Below are 22,548 nucleotides of genomic sequence, written 5' to 3'. Positions count from 1 at the left end.
AAATATCGGGTAGGCTCGGCGGCATGACGGACACTCAGGCAGCGGGCCCCCGAGCCGCCGACATCCGGGACCTCGACGCGCGCGCACTGCTGCTCGCGCGCTCCGTCGTCGACGGGGTCGGCGCCGACGCGCTCGACCGGCCGACCCCCTGCGGGCCCTGGACGCTCGGGCAGTTGCTCGCGCACATGACCGGGCAGAACCACGGCTTCGCGGCGGCCGCCCGCGGTGACGGCCGCGACCTCGCGCACTGGGCGGACCGCCCGGTCGGCGACGACCCGGCGGGCGTGTTCGCCGCCTCGGCGGCGGAGGTCGCCGTGGCCTTCGCCGAGGAGGGCGTGCTGGAGCGGGCCTTCTGCCTCCCCGAGGTCCGCGACGGCGGCCCGTTCCCCGCGTCGCAGGCCATCGCCTTCCACTTCCTGGACTACCTCGTCCACGCCTGGGACGTCGCCGTCTCGATCGGCGTCCGGCCCGCCTTCGACGCCGACCTGCTCGACGCCGTCCTGCCGGTCGCCGCCCTCGTCCCCACCGGCCCCACCCGGGAGGCGCCGGGCGCCGCCTTCGCCCCCGCGCTGGACGTCCCGCCCGGGGTCGACCCGCTGGAGCGGGTGCTGCGCCTGCTCGGTCGCGACCCGCACTGGAGTCCCCCGCCCGCCGCCTGAGCGCGGCCGGCCGGGCCGCCGGGGGTCTTCAGGAGAGTCGGGTCCGGGCGAACGGCTCCAGGTGGCCGCAGGCCGGGCAGCGGAAGGCGTCGATCTGCGTCCGGGCCCAGCCGAAGCGCTCGGCCCGGCCCGGCAGCCCGCGCTCGACCGGCCCCGGCCCCACCCGGCTACCCGTCCGCCCGCGCGGCCTTCGCCTCGGCGTGCGCCGCCCGGGCCGCCAGCACCTCGGGCACGCGCGACTCGGCCCAGCGGGCCAGCGCCCAGACCTGCCGGGCGGCCTCCTCGCCGAGCGGGGTCAGCGTGTAGTCGACGCGCGGCGGGATGACGGCGTGCGCCTCGCGGTGCACCAGGCCGTCCTGCTCCAGGGTCTGCAGGGTCTGGGCGAGCATCTTCTCGCTCACCCCGCCCACCGCGCGGCGCAGTTCGCTGAACCGGTGGGTGCCGTCCAGCAGGACGGCCAGCACCAGCACCGCCCAGCGGCTGGTGACGTGCTCCAGGATGCCGCGCGAGGCGCAGCACTCCGAGTTGACGCTCACCGGGAGTCCGCCGGTCAGTTCCTTCACCCTGAGGTTCATGGAAGTAGCTTACCCAGAAGTGGGTACTTCCGATTGGTTAGTGACTTTCCTGCGGTGGGGTGCGACAGCCGTCGTACCGCCCTTCGCCCCACCCCAGGAGTTGCATCCCCATGAGCATCGTCGTCACCGGCGCCACCGGACAGCTCGGCCGCCTCGTCATCGACGAACTGCTGGCCCGCGTCCCGGCCGCCCAGGTCGCCGCCGCCGTCCGCGACGAGCGCAAGGCCGCCGACCTGGCCGCCCGGGGCGTCGAACTGCGGCTCGCCGACTACGACCGGCCCGAGACGCTGGCCGCGGCGATCCGCCCCGGCGACACCGTGCTGCTGGTCTCCGGCAGCGAGCTCGGCCGCCGGGTCGCCCAGCACACCGCCGTGATCGAGGCCGCGAAGGCCGCCGGGGCCGCCCGGCTGGTCTACACCGGGGTGCTCGGCGGCCCGGACGCAGACTTCCGGCTCGCCGACGAGCACAAGGCCACCGAGCAGCTGATCCTCGACTCCGGCCTGCCGTACACCTTCCTGCGCAACGGCTGGTACACCGAGAACTACACCGCGCTGATCCCGGTCCAGCTGGAGCACGGCGTGGCCGGCAGCACCGCGGGCGGCCGGATCGGCGCCGCGTCCCGCGCCGACTACGCCGCCGCGGCCGCCGCCGTGCTGACCGGCGAGGGCCACGAGAACCGCGCCTACGAGCTGAGCGGCGACACGGCCTGGACGCTGGAGGAGTACGCGGCCGAACTCTCCCGGCAGAGCGGCCGGCCGGTCGCCCACCACGAACTGCCCGCCGAGGCCAACCTCGGGGTGCTCACCGGCGCGGGCCTGCCGCCGCAGCTCGCCGAGACCCTGGTGGACGTGGACGTCTCCGGCATCGCCCGCGGCCTGCTGGCCGGCGGCAGCGGCGATCTGGCCCGGCTGATCGGCCGCCCGACCACGCCGCTGGCGGGCACCGTCGCGCAGGCGCTCGCCGCGAGCGCGACCGCGACCGCGAGCTGAACCCGGCCGCGACCGCGAGCCGTACCGGGTCGAGCGCGGACGCCCGGACTACTCGGTGGTCCGGGCCTCCGCGGCCTCCTGGGCGTCCGCGGCCTCCCGGGCGCCGGCGCCGTCCGCGTCCAGGGCCGCCAGCAGGCGCAGCCCGTCCTCGGCGGGGCTGCCGGGGGCCGCGGTGAGCACCAGCAGTTCGGTGCCCGACCCGTCCGGCAGCGCGAAGTTCTCCTGGTGCAGTTCGAGCAGCCCGACCAGCGGGTGGCGGTACGCCTTGCGCCCGTGCGTGCGGGCGCGCACGTCCGCCCGGGCCCACAGGCGGCGGAAGCGCTCGCTGCCCATCGCCAACTCGCCGATCAGCGAGGTCAGTCGGGGGTCGTCCGGGTACTTCCCGGCGGCCAGCCGCAGGTGGCCGACCACGTCGAGGGTGCAGGTCTCCCAGTCCGCGTAGAGGCCGTGCTCGCCCTCCTGCAGGAAGAAGTGCCGGGCGATGTTCAGGCCCGCGGGGTCCGGACGGCTGTAGAGCAGCCCGGCCAGGCGGTTCCCGGCGAGCACGTCCAGCCGGTGGTTCATGACCAGCGCGGGCGCGTCGACGACCAGGTCCAGCACCCGCAGCAGCTCCGGGCGGATCCGCCCGCCCGGCGCCTTCGCCCGGCGCCGGGGCTGCCGGGCCAGCCGGTGCAGGTGGCCCCGCTCGGTCCCGTCCAGGCCCAGCACCCGGGCCAGCGCGTCCAGCACCTGCTCGGAGGGCTGGGTGGCCCGTCCCTGCTCCAGGCGCACGTAGTAGTCCACGCTCACCCCGGACAGGTGCGCGACCTCCTCGCGCCGCAGCCCCGCCACCCGGCGGCGGCCGTCGACGGGGATGCCGGCCGTGGCCGGGTCGACCCGGGCGCGCCGGGTCCGCAGGAAGCCCGCGAGATCGTCCATGCCCCCGAGTATGGCCCGGTCCGGTCCGGCGGCGGTCCGCCGAGGGTGGTCCCGCCAGTACCAGGAAGTCCGTTCCTACGGAAGCCGGGTCCCTGAACGGCCGCCGCCGCGACGGCCAGGATCGGAGGCAGCCGAAGCGGCCGCCGCAGGGACGGCCGCCGGACGCCCCGACCGGAGGAGACCCCGATGAAGATCCTGATCGTCCACGCCCACCCCGAGCCGAAGTCGCTCAACGGCTCGCTCAAGGACCACGCGGTGGCCGTCCTGGAGGCCGCCGGGCACCGGGTGCGGGTCAGCGACCTGTACGCGATGGACTGGAAGGCCGCGGCGGACGCCGCCGACTACGGCCCGCACGCCTCCAGCCCGCTCAAGGTCCCGCTCGACTCCGGCCGCGCCTTCGAGGCCGGGGAGCTCACCGCCGACGTCCGCGCCGAGCAGGAGAAGCTGCTCTGGGCCGACACCGTCATCCTCCAGTTCCCGCTGTGGTGGTACACCATGCCCGCCATCCTCAAGGGCTGGGTCGACCGGGTCTTCACCTACCGCTTCGCGTACGGGGTCGGCGAGCACAGCGACACCAAGTACGGCGAGCGCTTCGGCGAGGGCACCCTGGCCGGACGCCGGGCCCTGCTCTCGGTCACCGTCGGCGGCCCCGAGTCGCACTACGCCGCCCGCGGCATCAACGGCCCGATCGACGACCTGCTGTTCCCCATCCAGCACGGCATCCTGTACTACCCCGGCCTGGAGGTGCTGCCGCCCTTCGTCGTCCACGGCGCCGACCGGCTCGCCCCCGAGCGGTACTCCGCCGTCGTCGAAGCCTGGGAGCAGCGCCTGCTCACCCTGGAGACCACCGAGCCGGTCCCGTACCGCCGGCAGAACTTCGGCGACTACGAGATCCCCGCCCTGCACCTCAAGGAGGGCCTGGAGCCGGCCGGCCGCACCGGCTTCGCCCTGCACCTGCAGCACTGACCGGACCCCGCCCGGCGCCGACCGGCCAGGTGCCGACCGGCAACACCCGGCCCGGCAACACCCGGCCCGACACCGCCCGGCCCGGCAACACCCGGCCCGGCCCGGGGCGCGCCACGCCCCGGGCCGCCGCCGGCCGGCCGGTAGCATCGGCGGATGACCGAGTTCCGCATCGTGCTGGCCACCGGGCTCGACCCCGACGAAGCCTGGCGGCGCGTCACCGACTGGCCCCGCCACGCGATGCCGCTCACCACCGTCCGCTCCGACGGCCGCACCGTCACCGCCCGCACCGGCACCGGCCGGTACGGCTTCGACGACGTGATGGACGTCGTCCACCGGGAGCCCCCCGGCCCCGGCCGCCCCGGCCGCTGCCGCCTCGTCAAACGCGGCCCGCTGATCACCGGATGGGCCGAGATCGACGTCCGCCCGCACCGCGGCGGCGCCGTCGTCCGCTGGCGCGAGGACCTGCGGATCGCCCCGCTGCCCGCCCTGCTCGACCGTCCCACCGCCTGGTGCGGCCGCCTCCTGTTCCGCCGCACCCTGCGCGCGCTGCTGCGCGGGGCACCGGGGGCCGGGGCACCGGGGGCCGGGGTGCCGGAGGGCTGAGCGCGGACCTCCGCCCCGGTCGCCCCGCAACTTTTCCCGTCCCGGAGGAACGCTCCGGCCCAAGCGGGGCAAGAGTGTTCCGACGGAACCGGCGGGAACACCGAAGGGGTGGACGGATGAGTGAGGGGACGAGCACGCTGCTGTGGGTCGCCGCGGCGGTGTTCCTGGTCGCGACGGTGGCCGCGGCGATCGTACTGGTGGTCAAACTGGTGCGCACCAAGCGGCTGTTGGCCGACACGAACATTCCGATGTCGAAGAAGCTGCTGTTCTGGGGAGCGATCGCCTACCTGGTCTTCCCGGTCGACCTGATGCCCGACCCGGTCCTGATCGACGACATCGGCGTCCTGCTGCTGGCCCTGCGCTCCCTCAACAAGGCCGTCCCCGAGGAGGTCGCCCGCCACGCGGGCCGCCGCGACCGCCGGAAGTGACCGGCCGCGACCGCCCCGGGGCCGGAGCCCGGGGCGGTGGGGGATGGATCCGGCCCGGCCGGGTACGGTCGGAGCAGACAGCTGGGAGGGCAGAGGGATGACCGCGACGGCAGAGTCCGGAACGCTGCGCGTGCCGCGCAGCATCAACGGCATCGAGCAGGCGCTCACGTACGAGGAGCGGGCCCGGTTCTACGGCGAACTCGGGCCGCTGGAGGACCCGCTGGAACGCGAGGCGGTGATCGGCGCCTGGTGGCTGCGGGCGATGTCCGCCGCCTACGGGAACGACCGGGCGGGCTTCCGGGCCGCGGTGGCGCCGCTGCTGCTGGCGGGGCGGTCGGAGCGGGCCGGGGCGGCCGCCGCGTGAGCGGCTGGCGGATCTGGCTGCAGGAGCAGCCGGCCCGCACCATGGTGGAGATCTCCAAGGCGGACGAGGTGCTGTTCGCGCTCGTCAACGCCGCCCTGGTGCTGCTGGACGACCGGGCGGGCGCGCCGGTGGACGAGTGGGGCGACCTGCGCAGCGTGGTGCTGGCCCGGTCCGTCACCGCCGAGCTGTTCGTCGACCCGGAGCAGCGCACCGTCGACGTGCTGCGGCTGGTCTGGGTCCCCGGCCTGGGCGGCTGAACGCCGGGAGCGGAAGCCGGACGCCGTGAGGGATCCGAGCGCCGCCGGGCCCGGGTCAGCCGTGGTCGAGGACGGCGGTGACCACCGTGTGCAGGTGGCGGCGGAAGCGGTCCAGGACGGGGAGGTCGAGCGGGCCGCGGCGGGTGCCGGCGGGGTCGATGACGCCGGCCTGGCCGAAGGAGTGGGACGTCCAGACGATGGTGAAGACCAGCATCTCGACGTCCGCCCCGGCGCCGAGGCCGGCCCGGTCGAGGACGGTGCGGACGGCGGCGGCCACCTCGGCGACCAGCGGGCCGGCGAACTCGCTCTCGATGTCGGAGTGGTCGGCGCCCTCGGCCAGCCAGCGGCGCATCCACAGCGCCGGGACCTCGGGGTGGTTGAGGCAGAAGGACAGGTAGTCGTCGACGAAGGCGAGCAGCGCGGCCCGGGTCTCGCCGGGGGTGGGGCCGCAGGCGTGCAGCCGGGTCAGGGCCTCGGTGACCACCCCGCGCTGGGCGAGGTGGGCCCGGCGCATCACTTCGCGGTACAGCTCGGGCTTGGCGCCGACGTGGTAGGCGACGGTGGCGATGTTCAGGCCGACCGCGTCGCCGATCGCCCGGGTGCTGGTGGCGTCGTAGCCGCGCTCGGCGAACAGGCGGGTGGCGGTCGCCAGGATGCGTTCGCGGGGGCCGTCCTCGGGCAGGGCGCTCATGGGCATCGAGGATAGCGGACCGCAGCGGAAGAAATCCATCAGGTGATGGAGCGACAACCAGCAGGTCAACACCCATTGTGCCGGACTCCATCATTCGATTGAATGAGCGCCTTTCCACGGACCGCGAGAGGAGCACCCGGCATGGGTACGACCAGGGTGGCGGTGATCGGCGCCGGCGCGGCAGGACTGGCCGCCGCCAAGGCACTGCTCGACCAGGGGCTGGAGGTCACCGTCCTGGAGCGCGGCACCCGCGTCGGCGGCCTGTGGGCGGGCGACGACGGCGACGGCGGCTCCCCGGCGTACGACAGCCTGCACCTGAACACCAGCAAGGGCCGCACCGAGTTCGCCGACTTCCCGATGCCCGCGCACTGGCCCGACTACCCGTCCGCCGCCCGGGTGGCCCGCTACCTCGCCGACTACGCCGAGCAGTTCGGCATCACCGAGCGGGTCAGGTTCGGGACGCACGTCGAACGGGTCGCCCGGGACGAGCACGGCTGGCGGGTCGACGGCGAACGCCACGACGCCGTGGTGGTCGCCAACGGCCACAACCGGGAACCGAAGTGGCCCAGCCCCGGCTACCCCGGCGACTTCGCCGGCACCCAGCTGCACGCCCACGACCACCGATCCGCCGACGCCTACGCGGGCAAGCGGGTGCTGGTCGTCGGCACCGGCAACTCCGCGATGGACATCGCCGTCGACGCCTCGTACACCGCCGACGGCCCGGTGCTGCTCTCCGCCCGGCACGGCACCCACATCGTGCCCAAGTACCTGTTCGGCCGCCCCGCCGACGCCACCGGCGGCGCGCTCGCCGTGCTGCCCTGGCGGATCCGGCAGGCCGTCGCGCAGACCGTGCTCAAGATCGCCGTCGGCACCCCCGGCCGCTACGGCCTGCCCGAACCCGCCGGCGGCCTGTTCCAGAACCACCCCACCATCAGCGACACCGTCCTGCACCGCCTCACCCACGGCGAGATCGAGGCCCGCCCCGGCATCGACCGGCTCGACGGCACCCGGGTGCACTTCACCGACGGCCGCACCGACCAGGTCGACGTCATCGTCTGGGCCACCGGCTACCGCGTCACGATCCCCTTCCTGGACCAGCGCTGGACCGGCCCGGACCCCGAGCAACTCCCGCTCTACCAAAGGGTGTTCCACCTCGACGACCCGACGCTCGGCTTCGTCGGGCTGATGCAGTCCACCGGCGCCGCGCTCCCCGTCGTCGAGGCCCAGGGTCGACTGTTCGCCGCCCACCTCGCCGGACGCTACGCCCTCCCCGGCGCCGAGCGGCAGCGCGCACACGTCCGCCGCGCGCACGCCGCCGCCGTCCGGCGCTGGGGCGACAAGCGGCCGATGATGCGGATCGACTTCGACCAGTACGTCGCCGCCGTCCCCCGCGAACTCAAGGTCGGCGCCCGCCGCGCGCAGAAGGAGAAGACCCCGTGACCGTACTCAACCGGCGCCAGGACCCGCGCGGCCGCCGCGTGCTGATCACCGGCGCCTCCGGCACCATCGGACGCGCCCTCGGCACCCGCCTCACCGCCGCCGGCGCGCACGTCCTCGGCCTCGACCTGCGCCCCGCCGGCGACGAACCCTTCCCCGTGCTGCGCTGCGACGTCACCGACGACGACAGCGTCGCCACCGCCGTCGCCGAAGCACTGCAGACCCTCGGCGGCCTCGACGTCCTGGTCAACAACGCGGGCACCGGCGGCCCCGCCCCCGCCGAGCACGCCCCCGGCACCGAGGTCCGCCGCCAACTGGAGATCAACCTGCTCGGCACCTGGCGCACCACCGCCGCCTGCGTGGACGCCCTGGTCGCCGCCCGCGGCCGGGTCGTCATGGTCACCTCCCGGATGGCCGTCATGCAGCTCCCGCTCGCCGCCGCCTACGGCGCCTCCAAGCGCGCCATGGTCGCCTACGCCGACGCGCTGCGCCTCGAACTCGGCACCCACGTCGGCGTCAGCTGCGTCTACCCGTCCGCGGTGCGCAGCCCGATCCACGACTCCACCAAGGCCGCCGGACTCTCCCTGGAGGGCATGAGCGTCTACGAGCCGCTGGAGGGCGTGCTCGACGCGATCGGCAAGGCCGCCTTCTCCACCCGCCCGCACCGCGACGTCACCACCACCCGCAAGGGCGCCGTCGAGTTCTTCCTCGCCCGCCACCTGCCCGCCCTCACCGACCGGATCGTCGCCCGCACCCTGCGCGCCCGCGCCGCCGCCGGGGCCTTCGACGGCGCCGCACTCGCCGCCGGGGTCGTCGCCCGCCACCGGGGCCGGAAGTGACCGGGGCGGAGCCGGGCCGCCGGGCACTCACCCTGTACGCCGCCGGATCGGTCGGCATGGGCGTCTGGGTCACCGTGCCCGGACTCCTGCTGCTGTACTTCCTCACCGACGTGCTCGGCGTCAGCCCCGCCCTGGCCGGCCTCGCCCTGCTGCTGCCCAAGGCCGTCGACGTGCTCGCCCACCCGCTGCTCGGCTCCCGCTCCGACCGGCAGGCCCGCCGCGACGGCCACCGGCGGCGGATGATGCGCGTCGGCCTGCTGCTCGGCGCCGCGCTGACCGCCCTGTTCAGCGTCCCGCCCGGCCTGCACGGCGGAGCCGCCGCGCTCTGGGTCGGCGGCTGGTTCACCGCCGGGAACCTGCTGTTCGCCGCCTTCCAGGTGCCCTACCTCACCACCCCGTCCGACCTGGACGTCGGCTACCACGCACGCACCCGGGTCTTCATGTTCCGGATGGCCCTGCTCACCGTCGGCCTGCTCGCCGCCGGAGTCGCCGCCCCCGCGCTCTCCTCCGGCGGCACCCGCGCCGACTACGCCCGGATGGCCGTGCTGCTGGCCGCCGCGGTGGCCGCCTCCGGCGCCGTCGCCCTGCTCGGCGTGCGCCGGCTCACCGCCGAGTGCGGCTTCAAGGCACCCGCCGAACGGGCCGGCCACTCCACCCGCGCCGACCTGCGCACCGCCCTGCGCGACCCCGACTTCCGCCCCCTGCTGCTCTCCTACCTGTTCACCGGCACCACCACCCACCTCTTCCTCGCCGCCCTGCCCTACGTCACCGAGCACGTCTTCCACCACAGCGGGCTGACCGCCCTGTTCATGGGCCTCTTCCTCGCCCCCGCGATGCTCTCCGGCCCCGCCTGGACCGCCTGGTCCCGGCGCGAGGGCAACGGCAAACAGCGCGGACTGCTCATCTCCCAGGCCGTGTTCGCCACCGGCTCACTGCTCCTGCTGCCCGCCGCCCTGCTCGACGGGGGAGCGCGGGTCACCGCCACCGCCGCCGTGGTGATGGCCATGGGCACCGCCTTCGCCGGACTCCAACTCTTCGCGTTCGCGATGCTCCCGGACGCCGTCGCCGCCGCCGAGAACGCCGAAGCCGGCGCCTACACCGGCCTGTGGACCGCCACCGAGGCCACCGGCACCGCCGTCGGCCCCTACCTGTACTCGGCCGCCCTCGCCCTCGGCGGCTTCGCCCCCAGCACCGGCGGCACCCACACCGCCCAGAGCGACACCGCACTGACCGCCCTGCTCACCGGCTTCACCCTGCTGCCCGCCGCCCTGATGGCCCTCGCCCTGGCCCTCCAACGCCGCTGCGCCCTGGACACGAGACGAGGGGGGTTCGGGTGAGCAACCACCAGGGGCTCGGGGAACGGCGAGTCCGTGCTGCTGACGGCCCGAGCCCATCGAAGTGTCCGTGCTGCCGCGTGCAGTGAACAGAACCCGAAGCAGACGCGCGCCACGGCAGTGAACCCGCAGCAGCCACGGCCTCGCCGTTCCCCGAGCCCCTGATTTCGCTCTCGTGAGCCCCCGGCGGGGCTCTTCAGCGCAGCACGGCGGACAGCAGGTCGGTGCCGAGCGTGCCGGTCGCGGCCAGGTCGAGGACGTGGTGGACGTTCCGGCCCCGGCGGTGGGCGGTGAGCAGGCCGGCCCGGCGCAGCACCGCGAGGTGGCGGGAGACCTCGGGCGGGGTGAGCTCCCAGGCGCGGGCCAGCTCGCCGGTGGTGTGCGGGCCGCGCGCCAGGGTGCGGACCAGGCGCAGCCGCACCGGGTGGGCGAGCGCCTCCAGGCGCAGGGCGACGGTCTCCAGCGGGACGGTCGCCGGGCGCTCCCCGCCCGCCGCCGGGTACTGCACCACCGGCTGCCAACCCGGGGCGTACACGGCGACCAGGTGCGGGTGGCCGAACACGCTGGGCAGGAAGGTCACCCCGCCCGTCCCGGCCCGCGCGGTGGAGTCCTGCAGCTTGTCGAGGACCAGCGAGCCGCCGTCCGCGGTGACGGCGACCGCCGCGGACACCCCGGCCAGCGCGGCGGCCAGGCCCTGGCGGCGGTGCAGCTCGGCCTTGTCCCGCACGTCCCGCCCCAGCCGGGCGGCCAGCGCCGGCCACTCCGCGTCGAAGAACGCCTCCGCGCACAGCTCCAGGGTCTCCCGCACCCGGACCCGGACCGCCGCTGGATCCGCCAGCAGGCGCTCCGCGAACGCCTCCTGCACCGGGCCGCGGGCCTGCGCCCGGTCCAGCGCCGCCGCCCGGGCCGCCGGGTCGTGCAGCGGGGAGCGGTCGGCGAAGGACCACCGGTTGGAGCCGCAGGTGGTGACCAGCGCCGCCCGCGCGTACCGGTCGTCGCCGAGCGCGTCCACCTCGTCCAGCTCGGCCGCCAGGGTGGCCCGCGGCCGGGCCGGCACCAGGAAGTCCGCCCGCGAGGAGCGCCACAGGAACTCCGCCTCGCGCAGCCGCTCGGCCAGCTCCGGGCGCAGCCCCGCCCACACGCCCGCCGCCCACCCGGCCAGCTGCGGGTGGTGCTCCGGCGAGGCCAGCACGTGCAGCATCGCGGTGAGTTCGGCGAGCGGGGAGACACCGAACCGGATCCGTTCCGGCGGCGTCCCGGCGAGGTCGATGCGCAGGGTCACCCCGGTATTCTCGCTGCTCACGGCCGCGGCCCCGGCCCCGGTTGACGGAAAGCGTCAACCGACGTGACGGCCCCGCCGCCCCGCCCGCACCGTGGCGCCATGACCACCACCACCCCCGCCGCCGCGCCGCCCCGCCCGACGTTCGGTCGACTCGTCCGGGCCGGCGGCGGCCCGCGCTACGCCGCCGCCCTGCTCGTCGACGCCCTCGGATCGGGCCTGCTGCGCCCGTTCCTGCTGCTCTACGGCATCGCGGTGCTGCGACTGGACGCGGCCACCACCGGGCTGGCGATGACCGGCGGGATCGTCGCGGGCCTGGCCTGCATGCCGCCGCTCGGCCGCTGGCTGGACCGCGGCGCCCGCAGCAGCGCCGTCGCCGCCGCGATGCTGGTGCGGGTGGCCGGGGTGGCCGCGCTGCTGGCCGCGCCGACCGGGAGCGTCGCGCTGTTCGCGCTGGCCGCGCTGTTCCTCGGCATCGGCAACCAGGGCTGGCCGGCCGCGCACGCGGCGCTGGTCACCACCGTCGCCGAGGACGGCCTGCGGGACACCGCGCTCGCCGCCGCCCGCGCCGTCCGCAACGCCGGGCTCGGCCTCGGCGCGCTGCTCGCCACCGGCTGCCTGACCGGCGGCGCCCCCGCCCTGCGGGCACTGGCCGCGCTCTCCGGCGCGGGCTTCCTGGCCGCCGCCGCCCTGGCCCGCTCGGTCAAGGTCAGCGCCGGGCGCGTCGAACGGGCCCCCGGCCCGGCGGCGGCGGACGGCGGGCCGCGGCCGCTGCGGGCGGTGCTGCTGGCCAACACGGTGTACGTGTTCTGCCTGAACGTGCCCGAAGTGGCGGTGCCGCTGGTGCTGGTGACGGTCCTGCACGCCTCGCCGGCCTGGCCCGCGGCGGTGTTCGTCGCCAACACCGTGCTGGTGGTCACCCTCCAGGTGCCGGTCACCCGGTGGGCGGCGGCCCGCTGGCCCCGGGCCCGGGTGCTGGCGCTCGCCGGGGCGGTGCTCGCCGCCAGCTACCTGGCCTTCCTGCCGGCCACCGCGCTCGGTCCGCTCGCGGTGGCGCTGGTGACCGTCCCGTGCACCCTCGGCGAGATCCTCTACGCGGGCAGCGCCACGCCGCTGGTCACCGCGCTCGCCCCGGTCGGCGGGCTCGGCCGGGCGCTGTCCCGCCTGCAGTTCTCCACCGGCCTGGGCCTGGCCCTCTCCCCGGCCGTCATCACCGCCCTCACCCCGCTCGCCCTCTGGCCCGCGCTGGCCGCCGGGACCCTCGCCGCCGCGGGCGCCGTCCACCGCACCGGCGGCGGGGCATGCACCGGTTCCGGGCGGGCACACGGCAGGGCATGAGTGAGCATCAGCAGCCACCGCACCCGTCCGTCCCGCCGCGGCCGGTGGGACCGCCGCTGCCCACGGATCCGCCGCTGCTCACGGATCCGCCGCGGCCCACCGCCCCGCCGCGGTCCCGTCGGCGGGCGTGGCGGTTCGGCGCGGCGGCGGTCGCGCTGGTCCTGGTCGGGGCCGGCGCGGTGGCCCTGGCCGGCCGGGACGGGCGGGGGACGGGGACGGACGCGGACGGGCTCCGGGTACTGCCGGGCCGCCCCCGGGCGCTGCTGCTGGACGGGGTGTCGGGCCGGGTCGAGATCACCGGCTCGTCGGGGGACGCCGTCACCGCCGAGTACCTGCCCGAGGGCTCCGACGGCCCCGGCCCGGTCGGGTTCGGCCCGGCCGGGAGCGACGGCGCCGTGCCCGTGCGGTGCGCCGCCGCGAGCGGCGGCCCGTTCGACCGGTGCGGCGGGCGGCTGCGGCTCACCGTCCCGGAGGGCACCGCGCTGACGGTCCGCCAGGACTCCGGGGAGATCGCGCTGTCCGGGCTGCACGGCGACCTCGCGCTGTCGCTGGCCTCGATCCGCTGCACCGCCGTCGGCCTGCGCCCGGAGCACGCGACGGTGTCGATCCGCTCCGGCAGCGCCGACCTGGGCTTCACCGCCCCGCCCGGCGAACTGACCGTGGAGTCCACGTCCGCCTCGGTGGCGCTGCGGCTCCCGGAGCAGGACGGCGGCTACGCGTTCGACTCGGACGCGGCCTCCGCCGACGTCCGGATCGGCCTGCCCGCCCGCCCCGACGCGGACCACCACGTCCGGCTGCGCACCACCTCCGCCTCGGTGGCGGTGCTGCCCGCCGGCGGGTAGCGGCGGAAGCCCGTCAGCGGGCGCGGCGCGGCGGCGGGCGCCGGACCCGGTGCGGCCGGTGCCGGCGGAGCGGTCACCCGCCTTCCCGCCCGCACCGGCCGCACCGTCAGGTGCTCCGCTCAGCCCGCCGCGCCGCAGCGCTCGGTGTCGATCTCCGGCAGGGTGGCCTCCGCGTAGCGGGAGCCGTGCACGGTCCCGTCGGACAGCACCCGGCCCGCCGCCGCCAGCAGTTCGGCGGGGACGTCCAGGTCGAGGACGGCGACGTCCTCGCGCAGGTGGTCCACCGAGCGGGTGCCGGGGATGGCGACGACGTGCTCGCCGCGGGAGAGCACCCAGGCCAGCGCCAGCTGGGCCACCGTCAGGCCCGCGTCCGAGGCCAGGGCGGCGAGTTCGGCGCGCAGGGCCAGGTTGGCGGGGTAGTGGGCGTCGGTGAAGCGCGGCATGGTCCGCCGGATGTCGTCGGACGGCAGCTCGGCCACCGCGGGCGGCGCGTCGGTCAGGAAGCCGCGCCCGACCGGGCTGAACGCGACCAGGGCGACGCCCAGTTCGCGGGTGGCGGCCAGGGTGCCGCGCTCCGGGTTGCGGGTCCACAGGCTGTACTCGTTCTGCAGCGCCGTGATCGGGTGCACCGCGTGCGCCCGGCGCAGGGTGGCCGCCGACACCTCGGACAGGCCGATGGTGCGGACCTTGCCCGCCGCGACCAGCTCGGCCAGCGCGCCCACGCTCTCCTCGACCGGGACGGCCGGGTCGAGCCGGTGCAGGTAGTACAGGTCGATCACGTCGGTGCCGAGCCGGGCCAGCGACTCGTCGGCGGTGCGCCGGATCGTCTCCGGGCGGCCGTCGATGACCCGCCGTCCGTCCACGCCCGTCATGCCGCACTTGGAGGCCAGCACGATCTCGTCGCGGTGCGGGCCGAGCACCCGGCCGACCAGCTCCTCGTTGGCGCCGTAGCCGTACAGCGCGGCCGTGTCGAACAGGGTGACCCCCGCCTCCAGGGCGGACAGCAGCAGCTTGGCGGCGTCCCCGGGGGAGGGCGGGGTGTCGTAGGCGTGGCTGAGGTTCATGCAGCCGAGGCCGACGGCCGGGACCTCGAACGGCCCGATCCGGCGGAGGGCGTCCGTGCGCGGGGCGTTCACGCGCCCACCGGTACGGCCAGCTGCCGTTCCAGGTCGGCCAGGGTGCGGTAGCAGGGCAGCACCTGGGCGAGCGAGGCGTTCGGCTCGCGGCCCTCGCGGATCGCGGCCACGAACTCGCGGTCCTGCAGTTCGATGCCGTCAAGGGAGACGTCGATGCCGCTGACGTCGATCGGTTCGTCTTCTCCGGTCACCAGGTCATCGTAGCGAGCCAGGTAGGTGCCGGTGTCCCCGATGTACCGAAAGAAAGTGCCCAGCGGGCCGTCGTTGTTGAAGGACAGCGAGAGGGTGCAGATCGCCCCGCTCGCCGCCTGCAGCTGGATCGACATGTCCATCGCGATGCCCAGCTCGGGGTGGAGCGGGCCCTGCAGCGCGTTGGCCCGGACGATCGGCGAACCGGTCTGGTACGCGAACAGGTCGACGGTGTGCGCGGCGTGGTGCCACAGCAGGTGGTCGGTCCAACTGCGCTGCTGCCCGAGCGCGTTGAGGTTGGTGCGGCGGAAGAAGTAGGTCTGCACGTCCAGCTGCTGGATGTTCAGCCCGCCCGCCGCGATCCGCCGGTGCACCCACTGGTGGCTGGGGTTGAAGCGGCGGGTGTGCCCGGCCATCGCGACCAGGCCGGTGCGTTCGGCCGCCGCGACCGACGCCTCGGCGTCCGGCAGCGAGGCCGCGACCGGGATCTCCACCTGCACGTGCTTGCCCGCCGCCAGGCACTGCCGGGTCTGCGCGGCGTGCAGCGGCGTCGGGGTGGCCAGGATCACCGCGTCCACGTCGTCCATCGCCAGCACCTCCGCCAGGCTGCCCGCCGCCCGGTCGACGCCCTGCTCGGCGGCGAACCTCCGTGAGCTGTCCGGCGAGGAGGAGACCACGGCGGCCAGCTCCACGCCCTCGATCCGGCGCAGCGCGGCGGCGTGCTTGGCGCCGAACGCGCCGCCGCCGGCCAGGGCGATCCGCAGGGGCTGCTGGGTGGTCATGTCAGTTCTCCTCGGGGCGCTGGGGGCTGTTGGTCAGGATCAGGTGGCCGACGGCGGTGTTGGACGCCGGCACGTGGTAGAAGCGGTGCTCGACGTCCACCGCGCCGCCGTCGTCGACGTCGCCGAGCGCGCCGCGCGCGATCAGCCACATCACCAGCTCGATGCCCTCCGAGCCGGCCTCCTCGACGTACTCCAGGTGCGGCACCCGGGCCAGGCCCGCCGGGTCGGACACCAGCCGGTCGAGGAACGCGTTGTCCCACTCCCGGTTGATCAACCCGGCGCGCGGGCCCTGGAGCTGGTGGCTCATCCCGCCGGTCCCCCAGACCTGGACGTTCAGCGGGCGCGGGTAGGACTCGATCGCCCGGCGCAGCGCCCGGCCCAGCTCGAAGCAGCGCGACCCGGACGGCACCGGGTACTGCACCACGTTGACGTGCAGCGGGATCACCTTGCACGGCCACCGCTCCACCTCGCCGAACATCAGCGACAGCGGCACGGTCAGCCCGTGGTCGACCGGCATCTCGTTGGCCAGGGTCAGGTCGAAGTCCTCCCGGATCAGGCAGTGCGCCAGGTGCGCGGCCAGCTCCGGGTCGCCCTCGACGTCGGGCACCGGGCGCGGGCCGTAGCCCTCGTCGGCGGCCGGGTAGGCGGCGCCGGTGCCCAGCACGAAGGTCGGGATCAGCGAGAGGTCGAAGGCGCTGGCGTGGTCGTTGTAGACCAGCACCACCACGTCCGGGGTGTGCGCGGCGGCCCACCGCCGGGAGTGCTCGTACCCGGCGAACACCGGCCGCCAGTACGGCTCGTCGGTCTTGCCGTGGTCCAGCGCGGCGCCGATCGCCGGGACGTGCGAGGTGAACACGGCGGCCGAGACGGCGGCGTGCTCGGCGGGCGGGGCGTCGGCGGCGTGCGCGGCCTCCAGCACGGCGTGGTCGATCCGGCTGGTCGGAGCGGTGGCCGAGCGGCCGCCGGAGACCATCATGTCCCGGTACTCCTGCTCGGTCATGCCGGTCATCGAGCCCGCCATCTGCTGGAACGAGAAGCCCAGCGTGGCGCCCCACTTGGCGAGGAAGTAGATGTTCCCGCCCTCGCGCACCGCCGCGTTGAGGTCCCGCTCCAGCAGGGCCCGCTTCTGCTCCTCGCGCAGCGGCCAGGCGTCCAGGTAGCCGCGCTCGTCGGCCAGGTAGGCGGCCCGGTTCTCGGCCGTCATCAGCGACATGCAGAACTGGTTGAGGTGGTAGCCGCGGGCGGACTGCTCGGCGTCGAAGATCGTGGTGCCGGGCACCAGCCGGTAGCTGCGGTCGATCGCCATGACGCTCAACTCCCTTCGTTCTCGGGCCAGTACAGGCGCATCGGGTTGTCCACCAGCAGCCGCCGGCGCAGTTCGGCACTCGGGGCGACGTGCGGGAGGAAGTCGACCAGCAGGCCGTCGTCCGGCATGTGGCCCTTCAGGTTGGGGTGCGGCCAGTCGGTGCCCCACAGCACCCGGTCGGGGAACTCCTCGACCACCCGGCGGGCGAACGGCACCACGTCCCGGTAGGCGTTCCGCTCGCCGTCCAGCGCGGGCGGGCCGGTCAGCGAGAGCCGCTCCGGGCAGCTGACCTTGCACCAGACGTCGTCCCGGGCCCGCAGGAAGGACAGGAACCCGGCGAACTTTGGCCCGTCCACGTCCTCGGAGACGTCCGGACGGCCCAGGTGGTCGATCACCAGCGGCACCGGGATGGAGAGGAAGAACTCGCGCAGCTCGGCCAGGTCGGCGGCCTCGAAGTACAGCACCACGTGCCAGCCGAGCGGGGCGATCCGCTCCACCACGTCCCACAGGTCCGCGCGCGGGGTGACGTCCACCAGGCGGCGGACGAAGTTGAACCGCACCCCGCGCACGCCCGCCTCGTGCAGCTCGCGCAGCTCGGCGTCCGAGACGCCCGGCCGCACGGTGGCCACGCCGCGGGCCCGGCCGCCGGAGCGGCGCAGCGCGTCCACCAGGGCGCGGTTGTCGGCGCCGTGGCAGGTGGCCTGGACGATCACGTTGCGGGCGAAGCCCAGGTGGTCGCGGAGCGCGAACAGCTGCTCGGCGGAGGCGTCGCACGGCGTGTACTTGCGCTCCGGCGCGTACGGGAACGCGGCGGCCGGGCCGAACACGTGGCAGTGCGCGTCCACCGCGCCCGCCGGGAGCTCCAGGGCAGGGCGGCCGGGGGAGGGGTGCCAGTCCAGCCAGCCCGGGGTCTTCTGCTGTTCCGTCACGTGCTGTTCCGTCCGTTCCGTCATGGCGATCAGTCCTCGTAGCGCAGGCCGAGCTCGGCCAGCGGGCCGCGCATCGCGTACATGTCCAGGCCGAGTTCGCCCGCGCGCAGCCGCTCGCGCTTGACCGCCTCGTTCGCCTCCCGCTCCGCCGACGCCCCGGCGACCCCGGCGGCCCGCTCGCGCGGCACCACCACCACGCCGTCCGCGTCCGCGATCACCACGTCGCCCGGCCGCACCAGCGCGTTGGCGCACACCACCGGCACGTTGACCGAGCCCAGGGTGGCCTTCACCGTGCCCCGGGCGTTCACCGCCCGGGAGAACACCGGGAAGTCCATCGCCCGCAGGTCCGCGACGTCCCGCACCCCGCCGTCGATCACCAGGCCCGCGCAGCCCCGGGAGCGCAGCGAGGTCGCCAGCAGCTCGCCGAAGAACCCGTCCTCGCTCTCCGTCGTGCAGGCCGCCACCACCACGTCCCCCGGCCGGACCTGCTCCGCCGCGACGTGCAGCATCCAGTTGTCGCCCGGCTGCAGCAGCACCGTCACCGCCGGGCCGCACAGCCGCGCCCCCGGGTACACCGGGCGCAGGTACGGGCGGGTCAGGCCGGTGCGGCCCATCGCCTCGTGGACGGTCGCCGTGCCGAAGGCCGCCAGCGCGGCCACCGCGGCCGGGTCGGGCCGCTCGATCCTCGTGCGGACGACACCGAGTTCGGTGTGCATGGGTCTCTCCTCCTGGGGGTCGGGGGCGGTCAGCGCGCGGCGAGGCGGGCGGCCAGCCGGGGGTGCACGCGCAGCGCGTTGCCCGCGTACACGGCCGCCCGCTGCGCGTCGGTGAGGCGGTCGGTGGTGTCCACGTACCGCCGGGTGTCGTCGAAGTGGTGGCCGGTCAGCGGGTCGATCCCCCGGACGGCGCCGATCATCTCGCTGGCGAACAGCAGCCCCTCGGACGGCACCACCGAGGCCAGCAGGTCGATGCCCGGCCGGTGGTAGACGCAGGTGTCGAAGAAGACGTTGCGGCCCACCAGCTCCTCCGGGGTCGGCCCGCCCAGCGCCTGGGCCAGCCCGCGGAAGCGCCCCCAGTGGTAGGGCACCGCGCCGCCGCCGTGCGGGACCACCAGCCGCAGCGACGGGAAGTCCGCGAACAGGTTCCCCTGCAGCAGCTGCATGAACGCGGTGGTGTCGGCGTTCAGGTAGTGCGCGCCGGTGGTGTGGAACGCCGGGTTGCAGGACGTCGACACGTGCACCATCGCCGGCACGTCGTACTCCACCAGCGCCTCGTACAGCGGGTACCAGCTGCGGTCGGTCAGCGGCGGCGCGCTCCAGTGCCCGCCCGACGGGTCCGGGTTGAGGTTCACCGAGACCGCGCCCAGCTCCTCCACCGCCCGCCGCAGCTCCGGCAGGCAGCTCGCCGGGTCGACGCCCGGCGACTGCGGCAGCATCGCGCCCATCGCGAAGCGCGCCGGGAACAGCGCGCTCACCCGGTGCACCAGGTCGTTGCAGATCCGCGCCCAGACGGAGGAGACCGCGAAGTCGCCGACGTGGTGCGCCATGAAGCTGGCCCGCGGCGAGAACACCGTCAGGTCGGTGCCGCGCTCGTCCATCAGCCGCAGCTGGTTGGACTCGATCGCCTCCCGCAGGTCGTCGTCGGAGATCCGCAGCTCGGCCGGGTCGGGGGCGGCGGCCGGGTCGCCCGCGGCGGCGGCCTGGCGCTCGCGCCAGGCGGCGAGCTGCGGCGGAGCGGTGGTGAAGTGGCCGTGCGCGTCGATGATCACGGAGTTCTCCCGGAAGGTTGGGGGTGTCAGGCGGAGGTCGGCCAGCCGGTGTACTGCTCGGCCAGGTACGCGCGGCCCGCGCGGGTGCCCACCACGCTGTCCAGCTCGCCCAGTTGGCGGCGCAGCTCGAACGGCGCGGCGCCCGGCGCGGTGTGCAGCAGACGGGTCATCCAGGACGAGAAGTGCTGCGCCCGCCAGACCCGGCGCAGCGCCAGCGGCTGGTAGTCGGCCAGCGCCGGCTCGCCCTCGGCGCCCAGCGCCCGCAGCAGCACGCCCGCCAGCACCTTCACGTCGTGCAGCGCCAGGTTCAGCCCGCGCGCGCCGGTCGGCGGCACGGTGTGCGCGGCGTCGCCCGCCAGCAGCAGCGAACCCCAGCGCATCGGCTCCTGCACGAAGGACCGGAAGCGCAGCACCGACCGCTCCAGGACCGGGCCCTCGACCAGCCGGAAGCCGTCCCGGCCCGCGACCCGGGCCTGCAGGGTCGCCCAGATCCGCTCGTCCGACCAGTCGGCGGTCCGCTCGTCCGGGTCGCACTGGAAGTACATCCGCTGCACGCTCTCGGTCCGCTGACTGATCAGCGCGAACCCGTGCTCCGAGTGCGCGTACACCAACTCCGGGGCGCTGGCCGGGGCCCGGACCAGCACGCCGAACCAGGCGAACGGGTACTCGGTGCCGTACCGGACGCGCAGCGGCTCCGGGACCAGGCCCCGGCAGGTGCTGCGCGAACCGTCCGCGCCGACCACGTAGCGGGCCCGCAGCTCGTGCCGCGTCCCGTCCGCCGCCGTGAAGCGCACCCGGGGCCGGTCGGTGTCCACGTCCAGCACCTCGGTGCCGCGCACCCCGAAGTGCACCGCGGCGCCGTCCCGCTCCCGGGCGTCCGCCAGGTCGGTGAACACCTCGGTCTGCGGGTACAGCCACACCGAGGCGCCCACCAGCTCGCGGAAGTCGATCCGGTGCGCCCGGCCGCCGAAGCGCAGCTCGGTGCCCCCGTGCTCGTGGCCCTCGCGCAGGATCCGGTCGCTCACCCCGGTCTCCACCAGGTCCCGGGCCGCGTCCGCCTCCAGGATGCCCGCCCGGTGGGTGGTGGCGATCTCCTCCCGGCCGCGCAGGTCGATCGCCACCGCGTCCACGCCCGCCCGGCCCAGCCGGTGGGCCAGCATCAGCCCCGCCGGACCCGCGCCGACCACCGCGACGGGCACTTCGGTGACGGTGTCGACCGGGTCGACGGCGGAATCGGGCATGACGGCTCCAGGGCGGGGCGGGGTGAGGGTGGCGGCCCGGACGAGGTCCGGCCCGCCCCGAACGTTGGCAGCTCACCCCGCCGCCCGTCCGCACCCTTTCCGCCTGACGGAAACGTCCCGCCCCCGGCCGCCCCCGCCGCGCAGACTGGACCGGTCAGAGCGCCGTGCGGGCCCGCCGCCCCAGTTCCTCGGAGATCCCGTGCACCGCCCGCAGCAACGGCTCCCGCAGCCCCCGCGCCCGCTCCGCGCCGCGCGCCGCCACCACGATCCCCAGCGCCGCGTCCACCGGCCCCGACCGGCCGATCCGCACCGGCGCGGCCACCGCCACCGTGCTCTCCGACAGCTGACGGTCGCTCACGAACACCTGCTCCCGGCGGATCAGGTCCAACTGCGCCCGCAGCGTCCGCGGATCCGTCACCGTGTACGGCGTCCACGGGCGCAGCGGCTCCGCCAGCACCTCCTCCTGGAACTCGCGCGGCGCGTGCGCCAGCAGCACCCGGCCCATCCCGGTGGAGGCCACCGGGAAGCGGGTGCCCACCATCGTCAGCAGCTCCACCGAACGGTGCCCGGCGATCCGCTCCACGAACACCAGCTCGGCGCCCTCGCGCACCGCCAACTGCACGTTCTCGTGCGTCGCCTCGTACAGGTCCTGCATGAACGGCAGCGCCGCGTCCCGCAGGATCTGGGTGCGCGGACACCCCGAGGCGATCTCCCACAGCCGCAGCCCCACGTGCCACGACCCGTCCTCGGCCCGCTCCAGCGCCCCCCAGGACGCCAGCTCCGCCACCACCCGGTGCGCCGTGCTCACCGCCAGGCCCGTGCACTGCGCGATCTCCGACAGCGTCCGCGACGGGTGCTCGCGGTCGAACGCCGCCAGCACCTGCAGCACCTTGCCCGCCGCCGAAACCCGGTCCGTACTCATCCCGCTCATCCCGCCAGTCTCGCACCCGCCCGTCCCGCGCCCGCCCCCCGGAGGAAACCCCCGTGCACCTGCTCGCCCTGACCTCGATGGCCGTCCGCCCCGCCCTCGCCGCCCTCGCCCCGCTGCTGCCCCCCGTCCGCTTCGAGGCCGCCGACGGCGTCGAGGTCGCCCGCCGGATCCGCGCGGGCGCCGCCGCCGACCTGGCCGTGCTCGCCGCCGACGCGCTCGCCGCGCTGCACGCCGAAGGACTGGCGGAAGCCCCCCGGCCGCTCTGGGACTCCGAGACCGTCGCCGCCGTCGCCGCCGACGCACCGCCCGCCGCCCTCGACACCGCCGACGACCTGCGCGCCCTGCTCACCGCCGCCCGCGCCGTCGCCCACTCCACCGGCCCCAGCGGCACCGCCCTGCGCGCCCTGGTCACCCGGCTCGGCCTGGACGGCCGCGTCCGCCTCCTCCAGGCCCCGCCCGGCACCCCCGCCGGCCGGCTGCTCGCCGACGGCCGCGCCGACCTCGCCTTCCAGCAGCACAGCGAACTCGCCGGCCTCCCCGGCGTCCGGATCCTCGGCCCGCTGCCCGGCGACACCGCCATCACCTCCACCTTCGCCGCCGCCGTCCTCAGCACCGCCGCCCGCCCCGCCGCCGCCCGCGACCTGCTCGACCTGCTCGCCTCCGACGCCGCCTCGGCCACCGCCCGGGCCCACGGCATGCGCCCCCGCGGCCCCCGCTGAACCGGACCGGGACGGTCCGAAATCCGGC

At 75.7% G+C, this 22,548-nt stretch carries 26 protein-coding genes; 13 read left to right on the top strand and 13 right to left on the bottom strand.

All coding sequences use genetic code 11. From position 1 onward, the window contains the following. Positions 1-23 precede the first annotated feature (23 nt). Positions 24-659, top strand: a complete 636-nt coding sequence (locus tag ABD345_RS24855; RefSeq protein WP_344554823.1) for a TIGR03086 family metal-binding protein — start codon at positions 24-26, stop codon at positions 657-659. Positions 660-687: 28 nt separating this feature from the next. On the opposite strand, the gene ABD345_RS24850 is transcribed toward ABD345_RS24855, so the two are convergent. Together ABD345_RS24850 and ABD345_RS24845 are read right to left on the bottom strand one after the other, a co-directional pair. Further along, positions 688-822 (bottom strand): hypothetical protein, encoded by a 135-nt coding sequence (locus ABD345_RS24850; RefSeq protein WP_344554822.1) that lies wholly within the window; start codon positions 820-822, stop codon positions 688-690. Between the two features lie 4 nt (positions 823-826). Continuing rightward, a complete protein-coding gene (locus tag ABD345_RS24845) occupies positions 827-1,234 on the bottom strand; it encodes a winged helix-turn-helix transcriptional regulator (protein ID WP_344554821.1) in 408 nt (135 codons plus the stop codon). Between the two features lie 110 nt (positions 1,235-1,344). Here ABD345_RS24845 and ABD345_RS24840 point away from each other — a divergent pair, with 110 nt between their 5' ends. After that, a complete protein-coding gene (locus ABD345_RS24840) occupies positions 1,345-2,223 on the top strand; it encodes an NAD(P)H-binding protein (protein ID WP_344554820.1) in 879 nt (292 codons plus the stop codon). Positions 2,224-2,271: 48 nt separating this feature from the next. Here the strand turns inward: ABD345_RS24840 and ABD345_RS24835 are convergent, their stop codons facing one another. Further along, entirely contained in the window at positions 2,272-3,141 is an 870-nt protein-coding gene (locus ABD345_RS24835; RefSeq protein ID WP_344554819.1) for a helix-turn-helix transcriptional regulator, read from the bottom strand. Positions 3,142-3,327: 186 nt separating this feature from the next. Here ABD345_RS24835 and ABD345_RS24830 point away from each other — a divergent pair, with 186 nt between their 5' ends. The 5 genes from ABD345_RS24830 to ABD345_RS24810 all read left to right on the top strand — a co-directional run bounded on the left by ABD345_RS24830 (position 3,328) and on the right by ABD345_RS24810 (position 5,759). Then, entirely contained in the window at positions 3,328-4,107 is a 780-nt protein-coding gene (locus tag ABD345_RS24830; protein WP_344554818.1) for an NAD(P)H-dependent oxidoreductase, read from the top strand. 153 nt (positions 4,108-4,260) lie between these two features. After that, positions 4,261-4,710 (top strand): SRPBCC family protein, encoded by a 450-nt coding sequence (locus ABD345_RS24825; protein WP_344554817.1) that lies wholly within the window; start codon positions 4,261-4,263, stop codon positions 4,708-4,710. A 116-nt stretch (positions 4,711-4,826) separates the two neighbouring features. Then, on the top strand, positions 4,827-5,138 hold the full coding sequence (locus ABD345_RS24820) for a YkvA family protein (RefSeq protein ID WP_344554816.1): 312 nt from the start codon (positions 4,827-4,829) through the stop codon (positions 5,136-5,138). Positions 5,139-5,235: 97 nt separating this feature from the next. After that, positions 5,236-5,502, top strand: a complete 267-nt coding sequence (locus ABD345_RS24815) for a hypothetical protein (protein ID WP_344554815.1) — start codon at positions 5,236-5,238, stop codon at positions 5,500-5,502. Further along, positions 5,499-5,759: a hypothetical protein gene (locus ABD345_RS24810; protein WP_344554814.1), complete on the top strand. Its 261-nt coding sequence runs from the start codon at positions 5,499-5,501 to the stop codon at positions 5,757-5,759. The genes ABD345_RS24815 and ABD345_RS24810 overlap by 4 nt, the downstream gene beginning before the upstream one ends. A gap of 55 nt (positions 5,760-5,814) precedes the next feature. On the opposite strand, the gene ABD345_RS24805 is transcribed toward ABD345_RS24810, so the two are convergent. Beyond that, a complete protein-coding gene (locus ABD345_RS24805; RefSeq protein ID WP_344554813.1) occupies positions 5,815-6,450 on the bottom strand; it encodes a TetR/AcrR family transcriptional regulator in 636 nt (211 codons plus the stop codon). A 141-nt stretch (positions 6,451-6,591) separates the two neighbouring features. Here ABD345_RS24805 and ABD345_RS24800 point away from each other — a divergent pair, with 141 nt between their 5' ends. Genes ABD345_RS24800 through ABD345_RS24790 form a run of 3 tightly spaced genes read left to right on the top strand, consistent with a single transcriptional unit; the run spans position 6,592 to position 10,063 of the window. Beyond that, entirely contained in the window at positions 6,592-7,890 is a 1,299-nt protein-coding gene (locus tag ABD345_RS24800) for a flavin-containing monooxygenase (protein ID WP_344554812.1), read from the top strand. Further along, complete coding sequence (locus ABD345_RS24795; RefSeq protein WP_344554811.1) at positions 7,887-8,726, top strand: SDR family NAD(P)-dependent oxidoreductase; 840 nt, start codon at positions 7,887-7,889, stop codon at positions 8,724-8,726. Before ABD345_RS24800 ends, ABD345_RS24795 begins: the two co-directional genes overlap by 4 nt. Further along, positions 8,723-10,063 carry an MFS transporter gene (locus ABD345_RS24790; RefSeq protein ID WP_344554810.1) on the top strand — a complete coding sequence of 447 codons (1,341 nt, stop codon included), beginning with the start codon at positions 8,723-8,725 and terminating at the stop codon, positions 10,061-10,063. Before ABD345_RS24795 ends, ABD345_RS24790 begins: the two co-directional genes overlap by 4 nt. A gap of 193 nt (positions 10,064-10,256) precedes the next feature. On the opposite strand, the gene ABD345_RS24785 is transcribed toward ABD345_RS24790, so the two are convergent. Then, positions 10,257-11,342 carry a DUF5937 family protein gene (locus ABD345_RS24785; RefSeq protein ID WP_344554809.1) on the bottom strand — a complete coding sequence of 362 codons (1,086 nt, stop codon included), beginning with the start codon at positions 11,340-11,342 and terminating at the stop codon, positions 10,257-10,259. 99 nt (positions 11,343-11,441) lie between these two features. On the opposite strand from ABD345_RS24785, the gene ABD345_RS24780 reads away from it, so the two are divergent. Next, complete coding sequence (locus tag ABD345_RS24780) at positions 11,442-12,677, top strand: MFS transporter (RefSeq protein WP_344554808.1); 1,236 nt, start codon at positions 11,442-11,444, stop codon at positions 12,675-12,677. After that, positions 12,674-13,519, top strand: coding sequence for a DUF4097 family beta strand repeat-containing protein (locus ABD345_RS24775; RefSeq protein ID WP_344554807.1), 846 nt, complete (start codon positions 12,674-12,676; stop codon positions 13,517-13,519). Before ABD345_RS24780 ends, ABD345_RS24775 begins: the two co-directional genes overlap by 4 nt. 119 nt (positions 13,520-13,638) lie before the next feature. Here ABD345_RS24775 and ABD345_RS24770 read toward each other — a convergent pair whose 3' ends face one another. The 8 genes from ABD345_RS24770 to ABD345_RS24735 form a co-directional block, all read right to left on the bottom strand. Then, complete coding sequence (locus ABD345_RS24770) at positions 13,639-14,655, bottom strand: aldo/keto reductase (RefSeq protein ID WP_344554806.1); 1,017 nt, start codon at positions 14,653-14,655, stop codon at positions 13,639-13,641. Then, entirely contained in the window at positions 14,652-15,626 is a 975-nt protein-coding gene (locus tag ABD345_RS24765) for a Gfo/Idh/MocA family oxidoreductase (RefSeq protein ID WP_344554805.1), read from the bottom strand. The genes ABD345_RS24770 and ABD345_RS24765 overlap by 4 nt, the downstream gene beginning before the upstream one ends. A 1-nt stretch (position 15,627) precedes the next feature. Next, the gene (ligA, locus tag ABD345_RS24760; protein ID WP_344554804.1) at positions 15,628-16,932 is read right to left on the bottom strand and encodes a protocatechuate 4,5-dioxygenase subunit alpha; all 1,305 of its coding nucleotides are present in this window, start codon (positions 16,930-16,932) and stop codon (positions 15,628-15,630) included. Positions 16,933-16,937: 5 nt separating this feature from the next. Then, positions 16,938-17,885, bottom strand: coding sequence for an amidohydrolase family protein (locus ABD345_RS24755; protein WP_344554803.1), 948 nt, complete (start codon positions 17,883-17,885; stop codon positions 16,938-16,940). A 5-nt stretch (positions 17,886-17,890) separates the two neighbouring features. Further along, positions 17,891-18,577 (bottom strand): 4-carboxy-4-hydroxy-2-oxoadipate aldolase/oxaloacetate decarboxylase, encoded by a 687-nt coding sequence (gene ligK / locus ABD345_RS24750; RefSeq protein ID WP_344554802.1) that lies wholly within the window; start codon positions 18,575-18,577, stop codon positions 17,891-17,893. Between the two features lie 29 nt (positions 18,578-18,606). Then, a complete protein-coding gene (locus ABD345_RS24745; protein ID WP_344554801.1) occupies positions 18,607-19,629 on the bottom strand; it encodes an amidohydrolase family protein in 1,023 nt (340 codons plus the stop codon). A 26-nt stretch (positions 19,630-19,655) separates the two neighbouring features. Continuing rightward, a complete protein-coding gene (locus ABD345_RS24740; RefSeq protein ID WP_344554800.1) occupies positions 19,656-20,870 on the bottom strand; it encodes a 4-hydroxybenzoate 3-monooxygenase in 1,215 nt (404 codons plus the stop codon). Positions 20,871-21,024: 154 nt separating this feature from the next. Next, positions 21,025-21,792 carry an IclR family transcriptional regulator gene (locus tag ABD345_RS24735; protein WP_380276111.1) on the bottom strand — a complete coding sequence of 256 codons (768 nt, stop codon included), beginning with the start codon at positions 21,790-21,792 and terminating at the stop codon, positions 21,025-21,027. A gap of 62 nt (positions 21,793-21,854) precedes the next feature. On the opposite strand from ABD345_RS24735, the gene ABD345_RS24730 reads away from it, so the two are divergent. Next, positions 21,855-22,520 carry a substrate-binding domain-containing protein gene (locus tag ABD345_RS24730; protein ID WP_344554798.1) on the top strand — a complete coding sequence of 222 codons (666 nt, stop codon included), beginning with the start codon at positions 21,855-21,857 and terminating at the stop codon, positions 22,518-22,520. The last annotated feature ends 28 nt before the right edge of the window (positions 22,521-22,548 follow it).

The organism is Kitasatospora saccharophila (assembly GCF_039529925.1).
Classification (GTDB): Bacteria; Actinomycetota; Actinomycetes; order Streptomycetales; family Streptomycetaceae; genus Kitasatospora; species Kitasatospora saccharophila.
Note: the sequence above shows the minus strand (reverse complement) of the source record. Positions and strands in the feature narration are given on the sequence as shown.

Coding starts and splice junctions, on each gene's coding strand:
- ABD345_RS24855 (WP_344554823.1), top strand. CDS start 24: ATGACGGACACTCAGGCAGCGGGCCCCCGAGCCGCCGACATCCGGGAC.
- ABD345_RS24845 (WP_344554821.1), bottom strand. CDS start 1,234: ATGAACCTCAGGGTGAAGGAACTGACCGGCGGACTCCCGGTGAGCGTC.
- ABD345_RS24840 (WP_344554820.1), top strand. CDS start 1,345: ATGAGCATCGTCGTCACCGGCGCCACCGGACAGCTCGGCCGCCTCGTC.
- ABD345_RS24835 (WP_344554819.1), bottom strand. CDS start 3,141: ATGGACGATCTCGCGGGCTTCCTGCGGACCCGGCGCGCCCGGGTCGAC.
- ABD345_RS24830 (WP_344554818.1), top strand. CDS start 3,328: ATGAAGATCCTGATCGTCCACGCCCACCCCGAGCCGAAGTCGCTCAAC.
- ABD345_RS24825 (WP_344554817.1), top strand. CDS start 4,261: ATGACCGAGTTCCGCATCGTGCTGGCCACCGGGCTCGACCCCGACGAA.
- ABD345_RS24820 (WP_344554816.1), top strand. CDS start 4,827: ATGAGTGAGGGGACGAGCACGCTGCTGTGGGTCGCCGCGGCGGTGTTC.
- ABD345_RS24815 (WP_344554815.1), top strand. CDS start 5,236: ATGACCGCGACGGCAGAGTCCGGAACGCTGCGCGTGCCGCGCAGCATC.
- ABD345_RS24805 (WP_344554813.1), bottom strand. CDS start 6,450: ATGAGCGCCCTGCCCGAGGACGGCCCCCGCGAACGCATCCTGGCGACC.
- ABD345_RS24800 (WP_344554812.1), top strand. CDS start 6,592: ATGGGTACGACCAGGGTGGCGGTGATCGGCGCCGGCGCGGCAGGACTG.
- ABD345_RS24780 (WP_344554808.1), top strand. CDS start 11,442: ATGACCACCACCACCCCCGCCGCCGCGCCGCCCCGCCCGACGTTCGGT.
- ABD345_RS24775 (WP_344554807.1), top strand. CDS start 12,674: ATGAGTGAGCATCAGCAGCCACCGCACCCGTCCGTCCCGCCGCGGCCG.
- ABD345_RS24765 (WP_344554805.1), bottom strand. CDS start 15,626: ATGACCACCCAGCAGCCCCTGCGGATCGCCCTGGCCGGCGGCGGCGCG.
- ligA (WP_344554804.1), bottom strand. CDS start 16,932: ATGGCGATCGACCGCAGCTACCGGCTGGTGCCCGGCACCACGATCTTC.
- ABD345_RS24755 (WP_344554803.1), bottom strand. CDS start 17,885: ATGACGGAACGGACGGAACAGCACGTGACGGAACAGCAGAAGACCCCG.
- ligK (WP_344554802.1), bottom strand. CDS start 18,577: ATGCACACCGAACTCGGTGTCGTCCGCACGAGGATCGAGCGGCCCGAC.
- ABD345_RS24740 (WP_344554800.1), bottom strand. CDS start 20,870: ATGCCCGATTCCGCCGTCGACCCGGTCGACACCGTCACCGAAGTGCCC.
- ABD345_RS24735 (WP_380276111.1), bottom strand. CDS start 21,792: ATGAGTACGGACCGGGTTTCGGCGGCGGGCAAGGTGCTGCAGGTGCTG.